A 16,596-nucleotide genomic window follows, 5' to 3' on the forward strand; every position below is an offset into this window, starting at 1 on the left:
TCCAGTCGGGCGTGCGGCAGGAATTAACGGTTCCAGAACGGGGAGTCGGGACCGCGTTCCCCAACCCTACCGCGCTCAACCTCATGGAATTGCCCCCTCCGCTTCTCTCACGGAGGGGGCAATACGGTAAACACTCGGTCATATCAGTTACCGAGGGTAATGGTCAGCCGCCGGCGACGGCCGGGATGATCGACACGCCGGCACCGTCCGGGGTCACCGTCTCCAGGCCCTGCTCGAAGCGGACGTCGTCGTCGTTGACGTAGACGTTGACGAAACGGCGCAGCCTGCCCTGGTCGTCCAGGACCCGGGCGGAGATCCCGGTGTGGTTCTTCTCCAGGTCGGCGATGACGTCGCCGAGGGTCGCCCCCTCGGCGTTCACCTCGGCCTTGCCGCCGGTGTAGGTGCGCAGGATGGTGGGGATGCGAACGGTCACGCTCATGCGTCTCGACCTCCAGTGACGATGGGAATACTCTGCGTGTTGGTCGCCGGGTCGGCGGTGCCGGCCGGTGGAGCCGGTGCAGGACCTCGGCTCGGGTGCGTCCCGGGGGCGATCGGCCGTGCAGCAGGACACCCGGCGGGCGACCGTCGGCCTCCTCGGGACCCCGAGGAGGCGGTCAGGCGAGGCCGGCCTCTCGGAACGACTCGAGGCTGGGGCGGATGGTGGCGGTCAGGCCGGTGCCGGCCACCGCGTCCAGCGTCTTGAGGCCGTCGCCGGTGTTGAGCACGACGGTGGTCAGGGACGGGTCCAGGAGGCCGTTCTCGATCAGCTTCTTCGTGACGCCGACGGTCACACCGCCCGCGGTCTCGGCGAAGATGCCCTCGGTCCGGGCGAGCAGCCGGATGGCCTCCACGACCTGCTCGTCCGTCACGTCCTCCACCGCGCCGCCGGTGCGGCGCGCGATGTCCAGGACGTACGGGCCGTCCGCCGGGTTGCCGATGGCGAGCGACTTGGCGATGGTCTTCGGCTTCTGCGGCCGGACGACGTCGTGGCCCGCCTTGTACGCGGTCGACACCGGCGAGCAGCCCTCGGCCTGCGCGCCGAAGATCTTGTACGGCTTGTCCTCGACGAGGCCGAGCCGGATCAGCTCCTGCAGCCCCTTGTCGATCTTCGTGAGCTGCGAGCCGGAGGCTATGGGGACGACGAGCTGGTCGGGCAGCCGCCAGCCGAGCTGCTCGCAGATCTCGTACGCGAGGGTCTTGGAGCCCTCGGCGTAGTACGGCCGCAGGTTGACGTTGACGAAGCCCCAGCCCTCGCCTGCCGGGTCGCCGATCAGCTCGGAGCAGAAGCGGTTCACGTCGTCGTAGTTGCCCTCGATGCCGACGAGTTCACCGCCGTAGACGGCGGCCATGACGACCTTGCCCTGCTCCAGGTCGTGCGGGATGAACACGCAGGAGCGCAGGCCGGCGCGGGCGGCGGCGGCGCCGACGGCACCGGCGAGGTTGCCCGTGGAGGAGCAGGACAGGGTGGTGAAGCCGAAGGCGCGGGCGGCCTCCAGGGCCTGGGCGACGACCCTGTCCTTGAAGGAGTGGGTCGGGTTGCCGGAGTCGTCCTTCACGAACAGGCCGCCGGTGACGCCGAGTTCGCGGGCGAGGCGGTCGGCCTGGACGAGCTGGGTCCAGCCGGGGTTGATGTTCGGCTTGGTCGCCACGTCGGCGGGAACGGGCAGCAGGGGCGCGTAGCGCCAGATGTTCGCGGGGCCCGCCTCGATGCGCCGGCGGAGTTCCTCGGTGTCGTAGGCCGAGAAGTCGTAGGCGATCTCCAGCGGGCCGAAACACTCCTCGCACGCGAAGACGGGGCCGAGGGGGACGCGGTGGCCGCATTCGCGGCAGGACAGCGCGGCGGCGGGGCCGAGATCGACAGAGGGCTCGGCGGATTCAGCGGCGGATTCGGTGGTGCTTACGACGGTCTGCACAGCCATGTGAGGCGAGGCCCTTTCTCCTCATCTTCCCCACGACGTGTTTCGTCGTGAGACGGACTTGGCACCTTCCCTAGCCGGGAGCCTCGCGTGGACGATCAGCGATCAGCGTTCGGTGTTCCGCTGTGATCGTCGATCGACGGTGATCCACGAGAACCGGCTGGAGGGTTGCCGGGGCTTCATCGGGCCGTATCCCTCTGCCCCTCTGGATGAGCTGTATTCGGTTGTGTGTCATGCGGTGGTGCGGTCGTGCGCGGCGGACGCGAGGGAGGTCGTGACCCCCGGTGTGCAAGGGGCGTCCGCGTTGTTCAAGACTGTAACCGACGGCCAGGACGACGGAGAGTGCGCGTCCGAACCGCGAGATGGATCAACAGGTGTCAGGTGTATGGAGCACAGAGGTGAGGAGCCGCGGACCGTGCTGGAAGAAGTCGAGCGCTGGCTGGCCGACCGCTCCTGGTCCGTGGCCGACCGCCCGCTGCACCGCGTCCTGGCCGCGAAGCGCGCCACGGGCCAGACGGTGAGCGTGGTGCTGCCCGCGCTCAACGAGGAGGCGACGGTCGGTGACATCGTCAGGATCGTCCGGCACGAGCTGATGCACCGGGTCCCGCTGGTCGACGAGATCGTGGTCGTGGACTCCGGCTCGGCCGACCGCACCTCCGAGGTGGCCGCGGCGGCGGGCGCGACGGTGGTGCACCGGGACACGATCCTGCCCCGCCTCCCCGCCGTGCCCGGCAAGGGCGAGGTGCTGTGGCGCTCCCTGCTCGTCACCCGGGGGGACATCGTCTGCTTCGTCGACGCGGACCTCAGGGAGTTCTCCGCCGACTTCGTCTCCGGCATCGTCGGCCCGCTGCTCACCGAACCGGACGTCCACCTGGTGAAGGCGATGTACGACCGCCCCTTCAGCGTGTCCGACGGAGCGTCCCCCGGCACCGCCGCCACGGCCGGTCAGGGCGGCAGGGTCACGGAGCTGATGGCGCGCCCGCTGCTCAACATGCACTGGCCGCAGCTGGCCGGCTTCGTCCAGCCGCTCGGCGGCGAGTACGCGGCCCGGCGCTCGCTCCTGGAACAGCTGCCCTTCCCCGTCGGCTACGGCGTGGAGCTGGGCATGCTGGTCGACGCCCTGCACCTGGTGGGGCTGGACGCCCTCGCCCAGGTCGACGTCGGCGTCCGCCGGCACCGCCACCAGGACGGCCAGGCCCTCGGCCGCATGGCCGCCGCGATCTACCGCACCGCCCAGCTCCGCCTGGCCCGCGGTCACCTGATCCGCCCCGCGCTCACCCAGTTCGAACGCAGCGGTGACACCTTCGAGCCCCGCACCTACTCGGTGGACACGGAGGAACGCCCTCCGATGACGGAGATGGCCGAGTACCGGTCCCGCCGGGTGGCCTGACACGGCGGGCGCGCCCCGGCCACAACCCGTCCTGACCAGGCCTCGTCCTCACCGGAATCCGTCCCGGCCGGAACGCCGCACCGGGTGACAGCCGATCCGCATACGGCTGATCCGTTACGTTTGAGCGTTTCGGAGGCGGGCTAGGTTGAGGCTTATGGCTTCCATGCAGGGTGCTCGGGTGCTGGTCGCGTCGAATCGCGGCCCCGTTTCCTACGCGGTGGACGAGGACGGTTCGCTGCGAGCCAGACGCGGAGGCGGCGGACTGGTGTCCGGGCTGTCGGCGATCGGGCCGGACGCGGAGGCGCTGTGGGTGTGCTCGGCGCTGTCCGACGGCGACCGCGAGGCCGTGCGGCGCGGGGTCGGCGAGGACGGCGTGCGGATGTTGGACATCCCGGCGGACGTGCACGCCGACGCGTACAACGGCATCGCCAACTCGGTGCTGTGGTTCGTGCACCACATGCTGTACCAGACCCCGCTGGAGCCCGTCTTCGACGCGGAGTTCCGGCGGCAGTGGGCCTCCTACGAGGCCTACAACCGGGCCTTCGCCGAGGCGCTGGCCGAGGGGGCGGCACAGGGGGCCGCGGTGGTGGTGCAGGACTACCACCTGACGCTGGTCCCGGGGCTGCTCCGGGAGCTCCGCCCCGACCTGCACATCGGCCACTTCTCGCACACGCCGTGGGCGCCGCCGGAGTACTTCGGGATGCTGCCCGACGACATCGCCGGGCAGGTGCTGCGCGGGATGCTGGGCGCGGACCGGCTCGGCTTCCTCACCCACCGCTGGGCGGACGCGTTCACCGCGTGCTGCGAGCGGTTCGCGGGCGGGCTCGGCGACACCCGGATCGGGGTGCACGGGCTGGGTGCCGACGCGGACTTCCTGCGCGGGCGCGCGCGGGAGGCGGACGTCGAGGAGCGGCTCGTCGCGCTGCGCGAGGAGATCGGCACGGCTCCCGACGGCACCGCGCGGCGGACGGTCGTCCGGGTCGACCGGACCGAGCTGTCGAAGAACATCGTGCGCGGTCTGCTGGCGTACCGGCAGCTCCTCGAGGACCACCCCGAGTGGCGCGAACGCGTGGTGCACCTCGCCTTCGCCTACCCGTCCCGGCAGGACCTCGCCGTGTACCGCGACTACACCGCCGAGGTGCGGCGGGTCGCCGAGGAGATCAACGAGCGGTACGGGACACCCGGCTGGCGTCCGGTCGTGCTGCACGTCAGGGACGACTTCGCGCGTTCGCTGGCCGCGTACCGGCTGGCCGACGTGGCGCTGGTCAACCCCATCCGGGACGGCATGAACCTGGTCGCCAAGGAGATCCCGATCCTCGCCGAGGGGGGCTGCGCGCTGGTGCTGTCCCGGGAGGCGGGGGCGCACGAGGAGCTGGGCGAGGACGCGATCACCGTCAACCCGTACGACGTGGTCGACACGGCGCGCGCCCTGCACGAGGGCCTCATGACGAGTCCGGCGGAACGGACCGAACGCGCCAAGCGCCTGACCGCGGCGGCGACCGCGCTGCCGCCGGAACAGTGGTTCCTGGAGCAGTTGAACGCCCTCCGCGAGCAGCCGTAGGCCCGGCGGGGCCGGTGGGGAACCGGCCCCGTACGGCCGGTCGGGGTGGCGTGCGGCGGGGTGGGCGTGGATAGGTTGGCGGTATGGGCAGCCCTACGGATTCCACGGACCCGCACGCCACGCACGCGGACACCGCCGGCCCGGACGCCGCGGAGCCCCTGCCGACGCCCGCCACGCGGGCCGGGCGGGAGGGTCTCGACGCGTTGCTCGCGCGGCCGGCCAAGGCGCTGATCGGCCTCGACTTCGACGGCACGCTCTCGCCGATCGTGCCCGACCCGGAGCAGGCCCGCGCCCACCCGGAGGCCGTGCCCGCGCTCACCGCGCTCGCTCCGGAGGTGGCCTCCGTGGCGGTGATCACGGGCCGGCCGCCCGAGGTCGCGGTGCGCAACGGCGGCTTCGCGGGCGCCCCCGGTCTGGAGCACCTCGTCGTCCTCGGCCACTACGGCGCCGAACGCTGGGACGCCGCCACCGGCGACATCACCGCGCCTCCCCCGCACCCCGGTGTCGCCGGCGTCCGCGCGGAACTGCCGGGGCTGCTCGACCGGGTCGGTGCCGACGAGGGCGTGCGGATCGAGGAGAAGGGCCGTGCGGTGGCCGTCCACACCCGCAGGGCCGCCGACCCCCAGGGCGCGTTCGAGGCGCTGCGCGGGCCGCTGACCGATCTGGCGGCCCGGCACGGCCTGGTCGTGGAGCCCGGCCGCATGGTCCTGGAGCTGCGCCCGCCGGGGATGGACAAGGGCGTGGCCCTGCTGGAGCACGCCCGCGAGATCGGCGCCGGGTCCGTCCTCTACGCGGGGGACGACCTGGGTGACCTTCCCGCGTACGCCGCCGTCGAGGAGCTCCGCTCCGACGGCGTCCCCGGCCTGCTGGTGTGCAGCGGCAGCGACGAGGTCCCGGAGCTGAGGGAGCGCGCGGACCTGGTGGTCGACGGCCCCGCCGGAGTCGTACGCCTGCTCCGGGCACTGGCATCGTCCCTGCACCCCGCCTGACCCGACCTGCCCCCACGGGCACGTCCCCGGCATCCGGCCCTGGGCACGGGTCCGGCGTCCTGGCCCCGGACCCGTCCGGGCACGGCTCCGGCACCCCGGCCCGCTCGCCGGGCACGGCCTCGGCGTCCCGGTGCCGCTCCGGTGTCCCCGGCGCGCGAATGCGTCCGCCGCCGGCTGCTCGGGCTCGCGGACGCGTCCGGGCACGGCACCCCGGCGCGCTCGCCGGGCGCGGCCCCGGCACCCCGGTCGGCCGCGTTCAGCGTTCCGCGCGGCGGGACTCGCGGACGCGTCTGAGCCGGTTCACCGTGACCGGGTCGTGGGCCAGGGCGCGGGGGTCGTCGAGCAGGGCGTTGAGGAGCTGGTAGTAGCGCACCGGGGCCAGGCCCAGCTCCTCGCGTATCGCCCGTTCCTTCACGCCGGGGCCGAGGAAGCCGCGGCGCTCCAGCGCGATGATGTCCTGCTCGCGCCGGGCCAGCCGTTCCTCATCCATGCCCCGACGGTAGCCCCTGCCGCTGACATCGGGTCACCGGCAGGGGCCACGGGGAGTCCTAGCGCGAGCTCTCCGCGCGCGTCGCGGTCGCCTGGAGACCGCCCAGCACGCCCTTGGGGCTGCCGCCCGGGGCGACCGCCTTGCCGATCTGCTGCTTGATGGCCACGTTGACCGCGGCCCAGGAGGTGTTGCCGACCGGGTAGAGCTCCGAGGTGGCCAGCTCGTCGAGGAAGGGCTTGAGGTCCTTGTCCCGCTCGGATCCGTCCATCGCCCGGGACGCGGAGCTGGTGACCGGCAGCAGGCTGTAGTCGCGGGAGAAGTCGAGCACGTTCTCCTCGCTGTAGACGAAGTCGAGGAACTCGCCGATCTCGTCGCCGTGGCCGTTCTTGTTGAAGGCCATCATCCAGTCGGCGACCCCGAGCGTGGCCCGGCTCTCGCCGTCGATCCCCGGTGTCGGAACGGTGCCGAACTCCACGCCCTTCTTCTCCGCCATCTCGATCAGCGAGGGGTGGCCGTTCAGCATGCCGACGTCGCCGTCGGCGAAGGCGGCGAACGCTTCGGCGCGGTCGAGCTTTCCGGGCGCCACCGGGCCGGTCAGGCCCTTGCCGACCAGCTCGTCCTTCAGCCAGGTGACGGTCGCGGTGTTCTCCGCGGAGTCGAAGCTGTAGGAGCCCAGGGAGTCGATGTAGCCGCCCTTGCCGCTGAGCAGCCACTGCATGGTCTCGGCCTGCGCCTCCTCCGGGCCGAGGGGCAGCGCGTAGGGGTACTTCACGCCCTCCGCCTTGAGCGCCTCGGCGTTCGCCGCGAGGTCGTCCCAGGTCTTCGGCGGGGTGAGGCCGGCCTCCTCGAACAGGGTCTTGTTGTAGAACAGCACGCGCGTGGAGGAGGCGAACGGCATGCCGTACTGCACGCCGTTGACCTGGCCCGCGTTGGCCAACTGCGAGACGAAGTCGGCCTGGACGGGGATGGAGAGCACGTCGTCGGCCTTGTAGAGCAGGCCCTGGGCGGCGTAGTCGGCGTAGGCGCCGATCTGGGCCATGTCCGGCGGGTCGCCCGCGTCGACCATCTTCTTGACCTCGCGGTCGACGTCGTTCCAGGAGTGGACGCTGACGTCGATCTTCACGCCCGGGTGTTCGCTCTCGTACTGCTTCGTCAGTGCGGCCCAGTACTTCTCGGAGCTGTCGGCCTCGCCGGTGCCGTAGTCGGCGGCGACCAGTTTCAGGGTCACGTCGGAGGAGCCTTCGCCGACACCGCATCCGCTGAGGACTCCCGTCAGCCCCAGTGCGGACACCACCGCGATCGTCCTTGCCAAGCCCCGCCGCTGCACTGCTTCCTGCCCCAACCCGGCGCCCCGCGCCATCCGTTCGAAAGTTTTCCGGTAGTCCGATAGTCGGAATAAGGTCTACACCACGCAAGTGGACTAGACCTCTTGCGGGTCCCGGGGCCACACTGTTCCACGTGAAACACGTCATCGCCCTCGATGTGGGCGGCACCGGGATGAAGGCCGCCCTGGTCGGAGCGGACGGCGAGCTGCTGCACCAGGCCCGCCGCGCCACCGGCCGGGACCGCGGCCCGGACGCGGTCGTCGCCGACGTCCTCGGCTTCGCCGCCGAACTCCGCGCCCATGGCGTCGAGCACTACGGCGAGCCCGCCTCCGCCGCCGGCCTCGCCGTCCCCGGCATCGTCGACGAGACGGAGGGCGTCGCCGTCTACTCCGCCAACCTCGGCTGGCGCGACGTCCCGCTGCGCGCACTGCTCACCCAGCGGCTCGGCGGCCTCCCCGTCGCCCTCGGCCACGACGTCCGCACCGGCGGGCTCGCCGAGGGCCGCGTCGGGGCGGGCCGGGGCGCCGACCGGTTCCTGTTCGTCCCGCTGGGCACCGGCATCGCGGGCGCCATCGGCATCGACGGCCGGGTGGAGGCGGGCGCACACGGCTTCGCCGGAGAGATCGGCCACATCGTCGTACGGCCCGGGGGCGCCCCCTGCCCGTGCGGTCAGCGCGGCTGCCTGGAGCGGTTCGCGTCCGCGGCGGCGGTCAGCGAGGCCTGGGCGGCGGCCTGCGGCGACCCGGGAGCCGACGCGGCCGACTGCGCCAAGGCCGTGGAGTCCGGCGACGCACGGGCCCGGGAGGTCTGGCAGGAGGCCGTCGACGCCCTCGCCGACGGGCTGGTCACCGCGCTCACCCTGCTGGACCCGCGCACCCTGATCATCGGTGGCGGGCTGGCCGAGGCGGGAGAAACCTTGTTCGCACCACTGCGGGAGGCGGTCCGGCGGCGGGTCACCTTCCAGAAACTGCCGTCCCTGGTCCCGGCCGCCCTCGGGGACACCGCCGGATGCCTGGGCGCGGGGCTTCTCGCCTGGGACCTCCTCGAGACCAGCGCCGCCACCACTGCCACCGTCACCGCCGCCACCGCCCCCTCGGACGACTCCTCGGAGGTAACCGCCTGATGGCCCCCACGAAGGTTCTCACCGGTGCCCGGGTGGTACTGCCCACCGGGACCGTGGACGACGGCCGCGTGATCGTCGCCGGCACGCGCATCGCCGCCACGGCCCCCGCGAACGCCCCCTCCGAGGAGCCCGGGACCCCCGCCGAGACGCTCGACCTGACCGGTCACTGGCTGGTCCCCGGCTTCGTCGACCTCCACAACCACGGTGGCGGCGGCGCGTCCTTCACCTCCGGAACGGCCGACGACGTCCTCCAGGGCATCCACACCCACCGCCTGCACGGCACCACCACCCTGGTCGCCTCGACCGTCACCGGCGACCTGGCCTTCCTCGCCCGCCGCGCGGGCCTGCTGGCGGAACTGGCCGAGCAGGGCGACATCGCCGGCGTCCACTTCGAGGGGCCGTTCATCTCACCGTGCCGCAAGGGCGCGCACTCCGAGGAACTGCTGCGCGATCCCGACCCGGCGGAGGTCCGCAAGCTGATCGACGCGGCGCACGGCCACGCGAAGATGGTCACCCTCGCCACCGAACTGCCCGGCGGCCTCGACTCCGTACGCCTGCTGGCCGAGCACGGCGTGATCGCGGCCGTCGGCCACACCGACGCGACGTACGAGCAGACCGTGGCGGCCGTCGACGCGGGTGCCACGGTCGCCACCCACCTGTTCAACGCGATGCCGGCGCTCGGCCACCGCGCCCCCGGCCCGGTCGCCGCCCTCCTGGAGGACGAGCGGGTCACGGTCGAACTGATCAACGACGGCACTCATCTGCACCCGGCCGCCCTCCGGCTGGCGTTCCGTCACGCGGGCCCCGGGCGGGTGGCGTTCATCACGGACGCGATGGACGCGGCCGGTTTCGGCGACGGCCGCTACATGCTCGGCCCGCTGGAGGTGGAGGTCGAGGACGGCGTGGCCCGTCTGGTGGAGGGCGGCTCCATCGCGGGCTCGACGCTCACCCTGGACCGTGCGCTCAAGCGCGCGGTGACCGTCGACGGGCTGCCCGTCGAGCACGCGGTGGCGGCCCTGTCCGCCAACCCGGCCCGGCTGCTGGGCATGGACGACAGGATCGGCTCCCTGGAACCCGGCAAGGACGCCGACCTGGTGGTTCTCGACGCGGAGTTCACCCTCAAGGGCGTGATGCGCCGGGGTGAATGGGTGGTCGATCCCCGACTGGGCTGATCCGTCCACCGGCCGGGAACCGGCGGTCGGTCTCAGGGGTGGGCCGACCGCCCTCCGTTTGGCATGATCAGGACCCCGGCGTTCCGGAACCCCCGGAACGCACAGCAGACGGCGAACGCCAGACGTAGCCAAGGGGGAGGTCGGCCCGGTGATCCTCACGGTCACGCTGAACACCGCTCTCGACATCACCTACCGCGTACCGGCCCTGCGCCCGCACGCCTCCCACCGGGTCACCGAGGTGACCGAACGCCCCGGCGGCAAAGGCGTCAACGTGGCCCGGGTGCTCGCCGCCCTCGGCCACGAGGTGACGGTCACCGGCTTCGCGGGCGGCCTCACCGGACGGCTCCTGCGGGACCGGCTCACCCCCGTACCGGGCCTGGTGGACGCACTGGTCCCGGTGTCCGGCACGACCCGGCGCACCGTCGCCGTGGTCGACGAACGCTCCGGCACCACCACCCAGCTCAACGAGCCCGGCCCCACCGTCTCCGCCGCCGAGTGGAACGCCTTCCAGGAGGTCTACGAGGACCTGCTGGCCGGTGCCTCGGCGGTGGCCCTGTGCGGCAGCCTGCCCCCGGGCGTCCCGGTCGGTGCGTACGCGGGTCTGATCCGCACGGCGAGGGCGGCAGGCGTCCCGGCTCTCCTCGACACCGGCGGAGCGGCGTTGCGCCGCGGAGTCGCGGGCCGCCCGGACATCCTGAAGCCCAACGCCGAGGAACTGGCCGAACTGACCGGTTTCTACGAGCCGTTGCCCGCCGCCCAGGACGCCCGCCGCAGGGGCGCGAGCGCGGTGGTGGCGTCCCTGGGCGCGGAGGGTTTGCTGGCCCTGACCCCGGAGGGCTGCTGGCGCGCCACGCCGCCCGCTCCCTTGCACGGCAACCCGACGGGCGCAGGCGACTCGGCGGTCGCGGGCCTGCTGTCGACCCTCGTAGAACACCTTCCATGGCCGGACCGTCTCGCTCGAGCGGTCGCGCTGTCGGCGGCGACTGTCCTGTCACCGGTCGCGGGCGAATTCGACCAGAGGGCTTACAGGGAGCTGTGTGGGCGTGTCGTGGCCGACGCAGCCTAAATAAGTAGGACTATCAGTCAAACGAAGCGCTCTTTCGGCCATCGATCGAACATTCAGGCGAACCACATGCACGCATCACGTAGATTTCATCACACAGATTCACTTTAACCTCGCGCTTCCATGAAGCGGGCTGTCCGACGGGTGGCCAGGCAAGAAAAAAAGTGCCTCTGCCCAGCAAGTAGATGGTGTCCCGTAAATTTCGAGGGACATCCTGGTTGACCTGCTGGTTTGCCTGTCATTCGGTGAGGGTGAGGTTGTGCAGGCGTGTGATACCGAGCATGGCGTGGTGGACGCCTTCGCCTCTGAGGCAGCAGTCGCGAAGAATCTTCCAGCTCTTCATGCGGGCGAAGGTGTGCTCGACGCGGGCGCGGACCTTGAGGTCTCTGCTGCTTGTCGCCCGAGGCCTCTTCGGCGGCTCACTTGGAGACTCGCTTCCCCGTTGGGGACATGACGAAATCAGCAAACTAGTGTTCGATACTTTGAGAATGGATGCGCCCGTGAGAAAGCGCTCCTTACTGCTGGCCGGCGCGGCCCTGGCCGCCACCCTCCCCTTCGCCTCCATGCAGCCCGCTTCCGCCGCGACGGTGTGCCCCCAGGGCAAGGTGTGCACTTGGGTGAAGGCGGACTTCTCGGGGGCTCGCGAGGACCGCACGACCCCGGGACACGGCTGCTTCCCGCCGCAGGAGAAAAGCAGCAGTATCCGCACGCTGTCGAACCAGTCCGGCAAGTCCATCACCGTCTACAGCGACACCGGTTGTTACGGAAGCACGGTGGTGATCAAGACCGGGCAGTACTCCAGCTCCCTTCCCTTCGCGGGCAAGAGTCTTTCCTGGTAGGGTCCCTGACCCCGCGCCTCAAACCATCACAGAAGCGCTCGACCGATGTCCCGGTCGAGCGCTTCTGTGATGCGGCCCGCACGGTCAAGCTCTCCTCATGGCGTGTAATCGGGCCTTTACCGGCCGGTGCCATCGATGGTCACGGGGATAGACCGGCACTACTCGGGTTCGACTTCTACCGGGCGCTTCAGGCAGTAACTAGTGCCACATCAGGCAGCGTTCGCCCTGTTGGCGGCTGGTACCCCGTCAGGACAGACTGCCCTGCATGGAGTTGATCGGGCGGGGGCGGGACGCTGACGTGTATGCCCTGGACGAGTCCAGGGTGCTGCGGCGTTATCGGCAGGGGGGACCGACGGAGCTGGAAGCACGGTTGATGACGCATCTGGCGGCCTGTGGGCATCCCGTGCCGAAGGTGTACGAGATCACCGATACCGACATGGTCCTGGAGCGGCTGACCGGGCCGACGATGCTGGATGTGCTGGCCCGGCGCCCGTGGCGGGTCGGATCCCTCGGCCGGACGTTGGGCGGCCTGCACAACCGGTTGCATGCGCTGCCGGCGCCGGAGTGGCTGCCCCGGCGGTTCGCGACGGCAGGTGACGACCGGGTGCTGCATCTGGACCTGCATCCGGGCAACGTGCTGCTGACCTGGCGGGGCCCGGTGGTGATCGACTGGCGCAACGCGGGCGCTGGTGATCCCGCTGCGGATGTGGCGATGACCCTGGTGACCATCGGCTGCGCGGAGGTCCCCGGACTGGCCGCCCGCCTGGGGCGGAGCCTGCTGGCGAACAGCGTGCGCAAGGGCTGCCGGACCGATCCCGTGCGACGTGTCCGGGAAGTGACCGAAGCCAAGCTGGCCGACCCGTACCTTACGCCTGCGGAGGCGGCGTGGCTGCGGCGTCGTGCCGGCGGCCGGACCGGGCAGCCGGGCTGCTGATCGGTGGCCGGGCGGGTGCGGGTTCGTGAGATCGATGTCGATGAGGGGCAGCGGCTGCTGCGGATCATCCGCAGGGGCACCGGCTCGGTGGTGACCTGGCGGCGGGCGCAGACGGTGCTGCTGTCCGCGCAGGGCATGCCCGTGGCGAAGATTGCCGAGGTGACGTTCACCAGCGACGACCGGGTCCGCGATGTGATCCACGACTTCAACGCCGACGGCTTCGAGGCGCTCTACCCCAAGTACAAGGGCGGACGCCCGAGAACCTTCACGCTGCCCGAGCGCAGGGAGATCAAGAAGATCGCCAAATCCAGGCCGGCCGAGCACGGCCTGCCGTTCTCGACCTGGAGCCTGGCCAAGCTGGCCGACTTCCTGGTCGCCGAGGGGGTGGTCGACGACATCAGCCACGAGGGCCTGCGCATCCTGCTCCGCGAGGAGGGCGTGTCGTTTCAACACATAAAGACCTGGAAGACCTCTCGCGACCCCGACTACGCGGCCAAGAAGGCCCGCGTGGAGCACCTGTATGCAATCGCCGACGGCGAGGTCATACCCGAGGACGGCGAGCCCGACGTCATCTTCTGCCTGGACGAGTTCGGGCCGCTCAACCTCCAGGCCCACCCCGGGAGACAGTGGGTCGAGCGCGGCGGGAAGCACAAGGACCCCGACCGCGAGCCGAGGCCTCGCAGGCGGGCGACCTACACCCGCCCGCACGGGGTGAGGCACCTGTTCGCTGCCTACGACCTGGGCAAGGACAAGCTCTACGGACACATCAAGCCGAGGAAGAACCGGACGAGGTTCCTGGAGTTCTGCCGCTACCTGCGCAGCCTCTACCCGCCGAAGATCCGCATCGCGATCGTGCTCGACAACTTCTCCCCGCACCTGACCACGAAGAAGGACACCCGGGTCGGCGACTGGGCCGCGGCCAACAACGTCGAGTTCGCCTACACACCGACCAACAGCTCCTGGCTGAACCGCATCGAGGCCCAGTTCACCGCCCTGCGCTACTTCACGCTCGATGGCACTGACCACGCCGGCCACAAGGAGCAGGGCAGCATGATCCGCCGCTACATCATCTGGCGGAACAAGCACGCCGCCGACGAACGGCTCCGCGAGATCGTGAACAGGGCGAACGTTGCCTGATGCGGCACTAGTAGGGCTTTGTTAGGTCCTGTGGTGTGGTTCCGGGGTCGGTGCGGGTTGGCCGCATATCGAGCAGGCGCCGGTCCAGGTGGCCAGGAGGGCCTGGAGTGCGCGGAGGACCGCGTAGAGGGTCAGGCCGGCGCAGGGACTTTTGGGTCGAGCCGCAGCAGGGTGCAGAAGGCCTGGGCGAGGGAGGCAAGGGTGACGTGCCGGTGCCAGCCGGGATAGTTGCGGCCCTCGAAGTGATCCAGGCCCAGGCCGTCCTTGAGCTCGCGGTAGTCGTGCTCGACTCTCCAGCGGATCTTGGCGGTGCGGACCAGGTCGCGCAGCGGGGTGTCGGCGGGCAGCGTCGAGAGCCAGTAGTCGGTGGGCTCCGCGGCACCGGGCGGCCACTCGGCCAGCAGCCAGCACTCGGGCAGCGAGCCGTCGGCGGCTCGGCGGATGGTGCGGTTGGCCGGGCGGACCCGCAGCGCCAGGAAGCGCGAGCGCATCGCGGCGCGGGGGTTGCCCCTGGTGGCCTTGCTGCCCCGGCGCCAGGTCACCGTCCGCGCCACCGACCTTCCTGCATCCAGGGCGAGTTGACGCAGAGTGGTGTGCGGCTGCGGGTAGGCCGGGACGGGCGGGCGCCCTCGGCCTGCGTAGGGCGGGCGCTGGGGGACCGCGTCGCCCGGGTAAGCGGTGGTGGTGCCCTTGACCGCGACCGCATAGGTCAGACCGCGCTCGGTCAGGCCCTCGCGAAAGCCGGTGGCGTCGCCGTAGCCGGCGTCGGCGACCACCGGCAGATCGGGCAGTTCCCAGTCCTGGCGGGCCTCGTCGAGCATGTCCAGGGCCAGGCGCCACTTCTCCCGGTGCCGCTCGGCCTCGGGAATGCCGGCTCGCTGCCTGCGGCGGCGGATCGCCTCGGCCAGCAGCTTGTCGTCGCCGACCGTGGCATCGTCCCAGCTGTCGGGCATGAACAGGCGCCAGTCGACAGCCGAGGAGGCACGGTCGGACACCAGGTTGACACTCACGCCGATCTGGCAGTTGCCACGCTTGCCCAAGGCGCCGCAGTACATCCGCGCCACCCCCGGGGAGTCGTAGCCGTCCTTGGGGAAGCCCACGTCGTCGATGGCGTACGCCTCCGGGCCGATGTGGGCGGCGGCCCAACGGGCCAGCCGCTCCCGGACCGTGGTCCAGTCCCAGGTGGAGGAGGACACGAACTGCTGGAGCTGCTGGTGGTCCACCCCCAGGCGCTCGGCCATCGGCTGCATGGACTTGCGCTTGCCGTCCAGCATCAGTCCGCGCAGGTACAACTCGCCCTTGGCCCGCTGATCCCGGCGCGGCAGCGAATCCAGCATCTGGGCGGCGAACACCTCCAGACGCGGGCGGACCGTCTCCATCTCCTCAGGTGTCACCCTGGCAGAAGACCACACCTCACCCGGTGCTCAGCGGTTGGGGTACCTAACAAAGCCCTACTAGGTTTGAAGGCGACAAGATGCTGAGCTCTTGCACCGATTGGGATTGGTGCGGAATCTAACCGGACAGTTGGACGCTTTTTCACACAGTCCAACAAAACAGGTGCATCATGGCCGGGGCCTTGTCAAGGTGCCGGCCATTTACGGTTGGAGGGCGATTGGTATCCACCGGTGCAGGGAAAGGCAAGGAGCACCGACACCGGGTAGACCAAATGGAGCCTAGCTCTTGACCCGGCCTTCCTTCAGCCACAGCTGATCCAGCAGGACGTTGCACTTGTCGCCGTCGTTGCAGGAGACCGAGATCGTGTTGGTGCCCTTGTTGAGGGTGGGCCAGGCGTAGGTCTTGGTCCAGCCCTTGGAGAAGTCGCCCTCCTGAGCATGGGCCCAGTTGTCCAAGTTCAGCTTGTTGCCGAACTCCTTGCCGTTGACGGTGAGCGTCATCGACTGGGGCTCGTCGGTGGTGCTGTAGCGCACGAAGACGGTGTAGGCGCCGTCCTTCGGGACGCCGTCGACCGTCCAGGTGACCGTGGAACCCGGCTGGTTGAGATTGGTCACATAGATGCCGCCGTCGGACTGCGCGCCCTCGATGTCCGAGGCGGTGGCCGCGCCGCCGTCCAGGCGGAGTGCCTTCGCGTCGATGGTCGGCAGCTCGACCGCCTTCTCCTCGTCGCCGCCCTCGCTCGCCGACGGGCTCGGCTCGGAGCTTTCCTGGGACTGGGTCGGGGATGCGTCCGCCTGGTTGCCGCCCTTGTCGTCCTTGTCGTCGCCGCTGAGCATGGCCACGCTGATGCCGATGACCACCGCGGCGACCACCGCGACGGCGCCGATGAGCAGGCCCTTGGTGTTCGGGCCGCGGCCCCGACCGCCCCCGCCGCCGTGCCCGCCGCGGGGCTGCTGGACGCCGGAGCTGCCCGGCAGCGTCTCCGGTGCCGCGTAGTGCGCGGCCGGCTGGCCGTACGTGCCCTGCTGCTGCGACGCCTGCGCGGCGGGTCCCTGCTGGCCGTACTGGCGTGTGCCGACCGGCCGCACCCGGTTGACCGAGTTCGGGTAGCCGTAGCCCCCGGACGGCGGTTGTGCTCCGTTGGCCTGCCCGTCGGCGTAGAGGTAGCCGAACGGGTCGTCGTCCTCGGGCGTGCTCGCGCCGTTGTTGCCGGGCGTCATCCCTTGGTGCTCCTAGCTGCGGATCGGGTGCGGTACTGGTGG

Annotated in this window: 15 protein-coding genes, 1 pseudogene and 1 riboswitch; of the genes and pseudogenes, 9 read left to right on the plus strand and 7 right to left on the minus strand. The window is 70.9% G+C overall.

Features of this window, described 5'->3' with window-relative positions:
• Positions 1-163: 163 nt before the first annotated feature.
• Together ACVW19_RS15165 and thrC are read right to left on the minus strand one after the other, a co-directional pair.
• Entirely contained in the window at positions 164-439 is a 276-nt protein-coding gene (locus ACVW19_RS15165) for a MoaD/ThiS family protein (RefSeq protein ID WP_457459927.1), read from the minus strand.
• 175 nt (positions 440-614) lie between these two features.
• Positions 615-1,919, minus strand: coding sequence for a threonine synthase (thrC, locus tag ACVW19_RS15170; protein ID WP_457459928.1), 1,305 nt, complete (start codon positions 1,917-1,919; stop codon positions 615-617).
• A gap of 18 nt (positions 1,920-1,937) precedes the next feature.
• A riboswitch (SAM riboswitch) is annotated at positions 1,938-2,132 on the minus strand.
• A 199-nt stretch (positions 2,133-2,331) separates the two neighbouring features.
• On the opposite strand from thrC, the gene ACVW19_RS15175 reads away from it, so the two are divergent.
• The 3 genes from ACVW19_RS15175 (at position 2,332) to otsB (ending at position 5,856) form a co-directional block, all read left to right on the plus strand.
• Positions 2,332-3,306 carry a glucosyl-3-phosphoglycerate synthase gene (locus tag ACVW19_RS15175; protein WP_457464617.1) on the plus strand — a complete coding sequence of 325 codons (975 nt, stop codon included), beginning with the start codon at positions 2,332-2,334 and terminating at the stop codon, positions 3,304-3,306.
• Between the two features lie 154 nt (positions 3,307-3,460).
• Complete coding sequence (locus ACVW19_RS15180) at positions 3,461-4,867, plus strand: alpha,alpha-trehalose-phosphate synthase (UDP-forming) (protein ID WP_457459929.1); 1,407 nt, start codon at positions 3,461-3,463, stop codon at positions 4,865-4,867.
• 83 nt (positions 4,868-4,950) lie between these two features.
• Complete coding sequence (gene otsB / locus ACVW19_RS15185; protein ID WP_457459930.1) at positions 4,951-5,856, plus strand: trehalose-phosphatase; 906 nt, start codon at positions 4,951-4,953, stop codon at positions 5,854-5,856.
• Between the two features lie 256 nt (positions 5,857-6,112).
• On the opposite strand, the gene ACVW19_RS15190 is transcribed toward otsB, so the two are convergent.
• Positions 6,113-6,346: a DUF3263 domain-containing protein gene (locus ACVW19_RS15190; protein ID WP_202278351.1), complete on the minus strand. Its 234-nt coding sequence runs from the start codon at positions 6,344-6,346 to the stop codon at positions 6,113-6,115.
• Positions 6,347-6,404: 58 nt separating this feature from the next.
• A complete protein-coding gene (locus ACVW19_RS15195) occupies positions 6,405-7,706 on the minus strand; it encodes an ABC transporter substrate-binding protein (protein ID WP_457459931.1) in 1,302 nt (433 codons plus the stop codon).
• Positions 7,707-7,804: 98 nt separating this feature from the next.
• On the opposite strand from ACVW19_RS15195, the gene ACVW19_RS15200 reads away from it, so the two are divergent.
• The 3 genes from ACVW19_RS15200 (at position 7,805) to ACVW19_RS15210 (ending at position 11,032) form a co-directional block, all read left to right on the plus strand.
• Entirely contained in the window at positions 7,805-8,794 is a 990-nt protein-coding gene (locus ACVW19_RS15200; RefSeq protein ID WP_457459932.1) for an ROK family protein, read from the plus strand.
• Entirely contained in the window at positions 8,794-9,966 is a 1,173-nt protein-coding gene (gene nagA, locus ACVW19_RS15205) for an N-acetylglucosamine-6-phosphate deacetylase (protein ID WP_457459933.1), read from the plus strand. The genes ACVW19_RS15200 and nagA overlap by 1 nt, the downstream gene beginning before the upstream one ends.
• 148 nt (positions 9,967-10,114) lie before the next feature.
• Positions 10,115-11,032 carry a 1-phosphofructokinase family hexose kinase gene (locus ACVW19_RS15210; RefSeq protein WP_457459934.1) on the plus strand — a complete coding sequence of 306 codons (918 nt, stop codon included), beginning with the start codon at positions 10,115-10,117 and terminating at the stop codon, positions 11,030-11,032.
• 235 nt (positions 11,033-11,267) lie between these two features.
• On the opposite strand, the pseudogene ACVW19_RS15215 reads toward ACVW19_RS15210, so the two are convergent.
• Positions 11,268-11,408 (minus strand): annotated as a pseudogene (locus ACVW19_RS15215) (transposase); the annotation flags it as partial.
• A gap of 121 nt (positions 11,409-11,529) precedes the next feature.
• On the opposite strand from ACVW19_RS15215, the gene ACVW19_RS15220 reads away from it, so the two are divergent.
• From ACVW19_RS15220 to ACVW19_RS15230, 3 genes are all read left to right on the plus strand, one after another.
• On the plus strand, positions 11,530-11,868 hold the full coding sequence (locus ACVW19_RS15220; protein ID WP_457459935.1) for a peptidase inhibitor family I36 protein: 339 nt from the start codon (positions 11,530-11,532) through the stop codon (positions 11,866-11,868).
• A gap of 265 nt (positions 11,869-12,133) precedes the next feature.
• Positions 12,134-12,802, plus strand: coding sequence for an aminoglycoside phosphotransferase family protein (locus tag ACVW19_RS15225; protein WP_457459936.1), 669 nt, complete (start codon positions 12,134-12,136; stop codon positions 12,800-12,802).
• A gap of 3 nt (positions 12,803-12,805) precedes the next feature.
• Entirely contained in the window at positions 12,806-13,939 is a 1,134-nt protein-coding gene (locus ACVW19_RS15230; protein ID WP_457459937.1) for an IS630 family transposase, read from the plus strand.
• 131 nt (positions 13,940-14,070) lie between these two features.
• Here the strand turns inward: ACVW19_RS15230 and ACVW19_RS15235 are convergent, their stop codons facing one another.
• Positions 14,071-15,333: an IS701 family transposase gene (locus ACVW19_RS15235; protein WP_457459938.1), complete on the minus strand. Its 1,263-nt coding sequence runs from the start codon at positions 15,331-15,333 to the stop codon at positions 14,071-14,073.
• A gap of 279 nt (positions 15,334-15,612) precedes the next feature.
• A complete protein-coding gene (locus ACVW19_RS15240) occupies positions 15,613-16,554 on the minus strand; it encodes a carbohydrate-binding protein (RefSeq protein ID WP_457459939.1) in 942 nt (313 codons plus the stop codon).
• Positions 16,555-16,596: the final 42 nt, after the last annotated feature.

The organism is Streptomyces sp. TE5632 (assembly GCF_054061295.1).

Excerpts from the sequence above, each read along its gene's own strand:
- ACVW19_RS15165 (WP_457459927.1), bottom strand. The coding sequence starts at position 439 with ATGAGCGTGACCGTTCGCATCCCCACCATCCTGCGCACCTACACCGGC.
- thrC (WP_457459928.1), bottom strand. The coding sequence starts at position 1,919 with ATGGCTGTGCAGACCGTCGTAAGCACCACCGAATCCGCCGCTGAATCC.
- ACVW19_RS15180 (WP_457459929.1), top strand. The coding sequence starts at position 3,461 with ATGGCTTCCATGCAGGGTGCTCGGGTGCTGGTCGCGTCGAATCGCGGC.
- otsB (WP_457459930.1), top strand. The coding sequence starts at position 4,951 with ATGGGCAGCCCTACGGATTCCACGGACCCGCACGCCACGCACGCGGAC.
- ACVW19_RS15190 (WP_202278351.1), bottom strand. The coding sequence starts at position 6,346 with ATGGATGAGGAACGGCTGGCCCGGCGCGAGCAGGACATCATCGCGCTG.
- ACVW19_RS15195 (WP_457459931.1), bottom strand. The coding sequence starts at position 7,706 with ATGGCGCGGGGCGCCGGGTTGGGGCAGGAAGCAGTGCAGCGGCGGGGC.
- nagA (WP_457459933.1), top strand. The coding sequence starts at position 8,794 with ATGGCCCCCACGAAGGTTCTCACCGGTGCCCGGGTGGTACTGCCCACC.
- ACVW19_RS15225 (WP_457459936.1), top strand. The coding sequence starts at position 12,134 with ATGGAGTTGATCGGGCGGGGGCGGGACGCTGACGTGTATGCCCTGGAC.
- ACVW19_RS15240 (WP_457459939.1), bottom strand. The coding sequence starts at position 16,554 with ATGACGCCCGGCAACAACGGCGCGAGCACGCCCGAGGACGACGACCCG.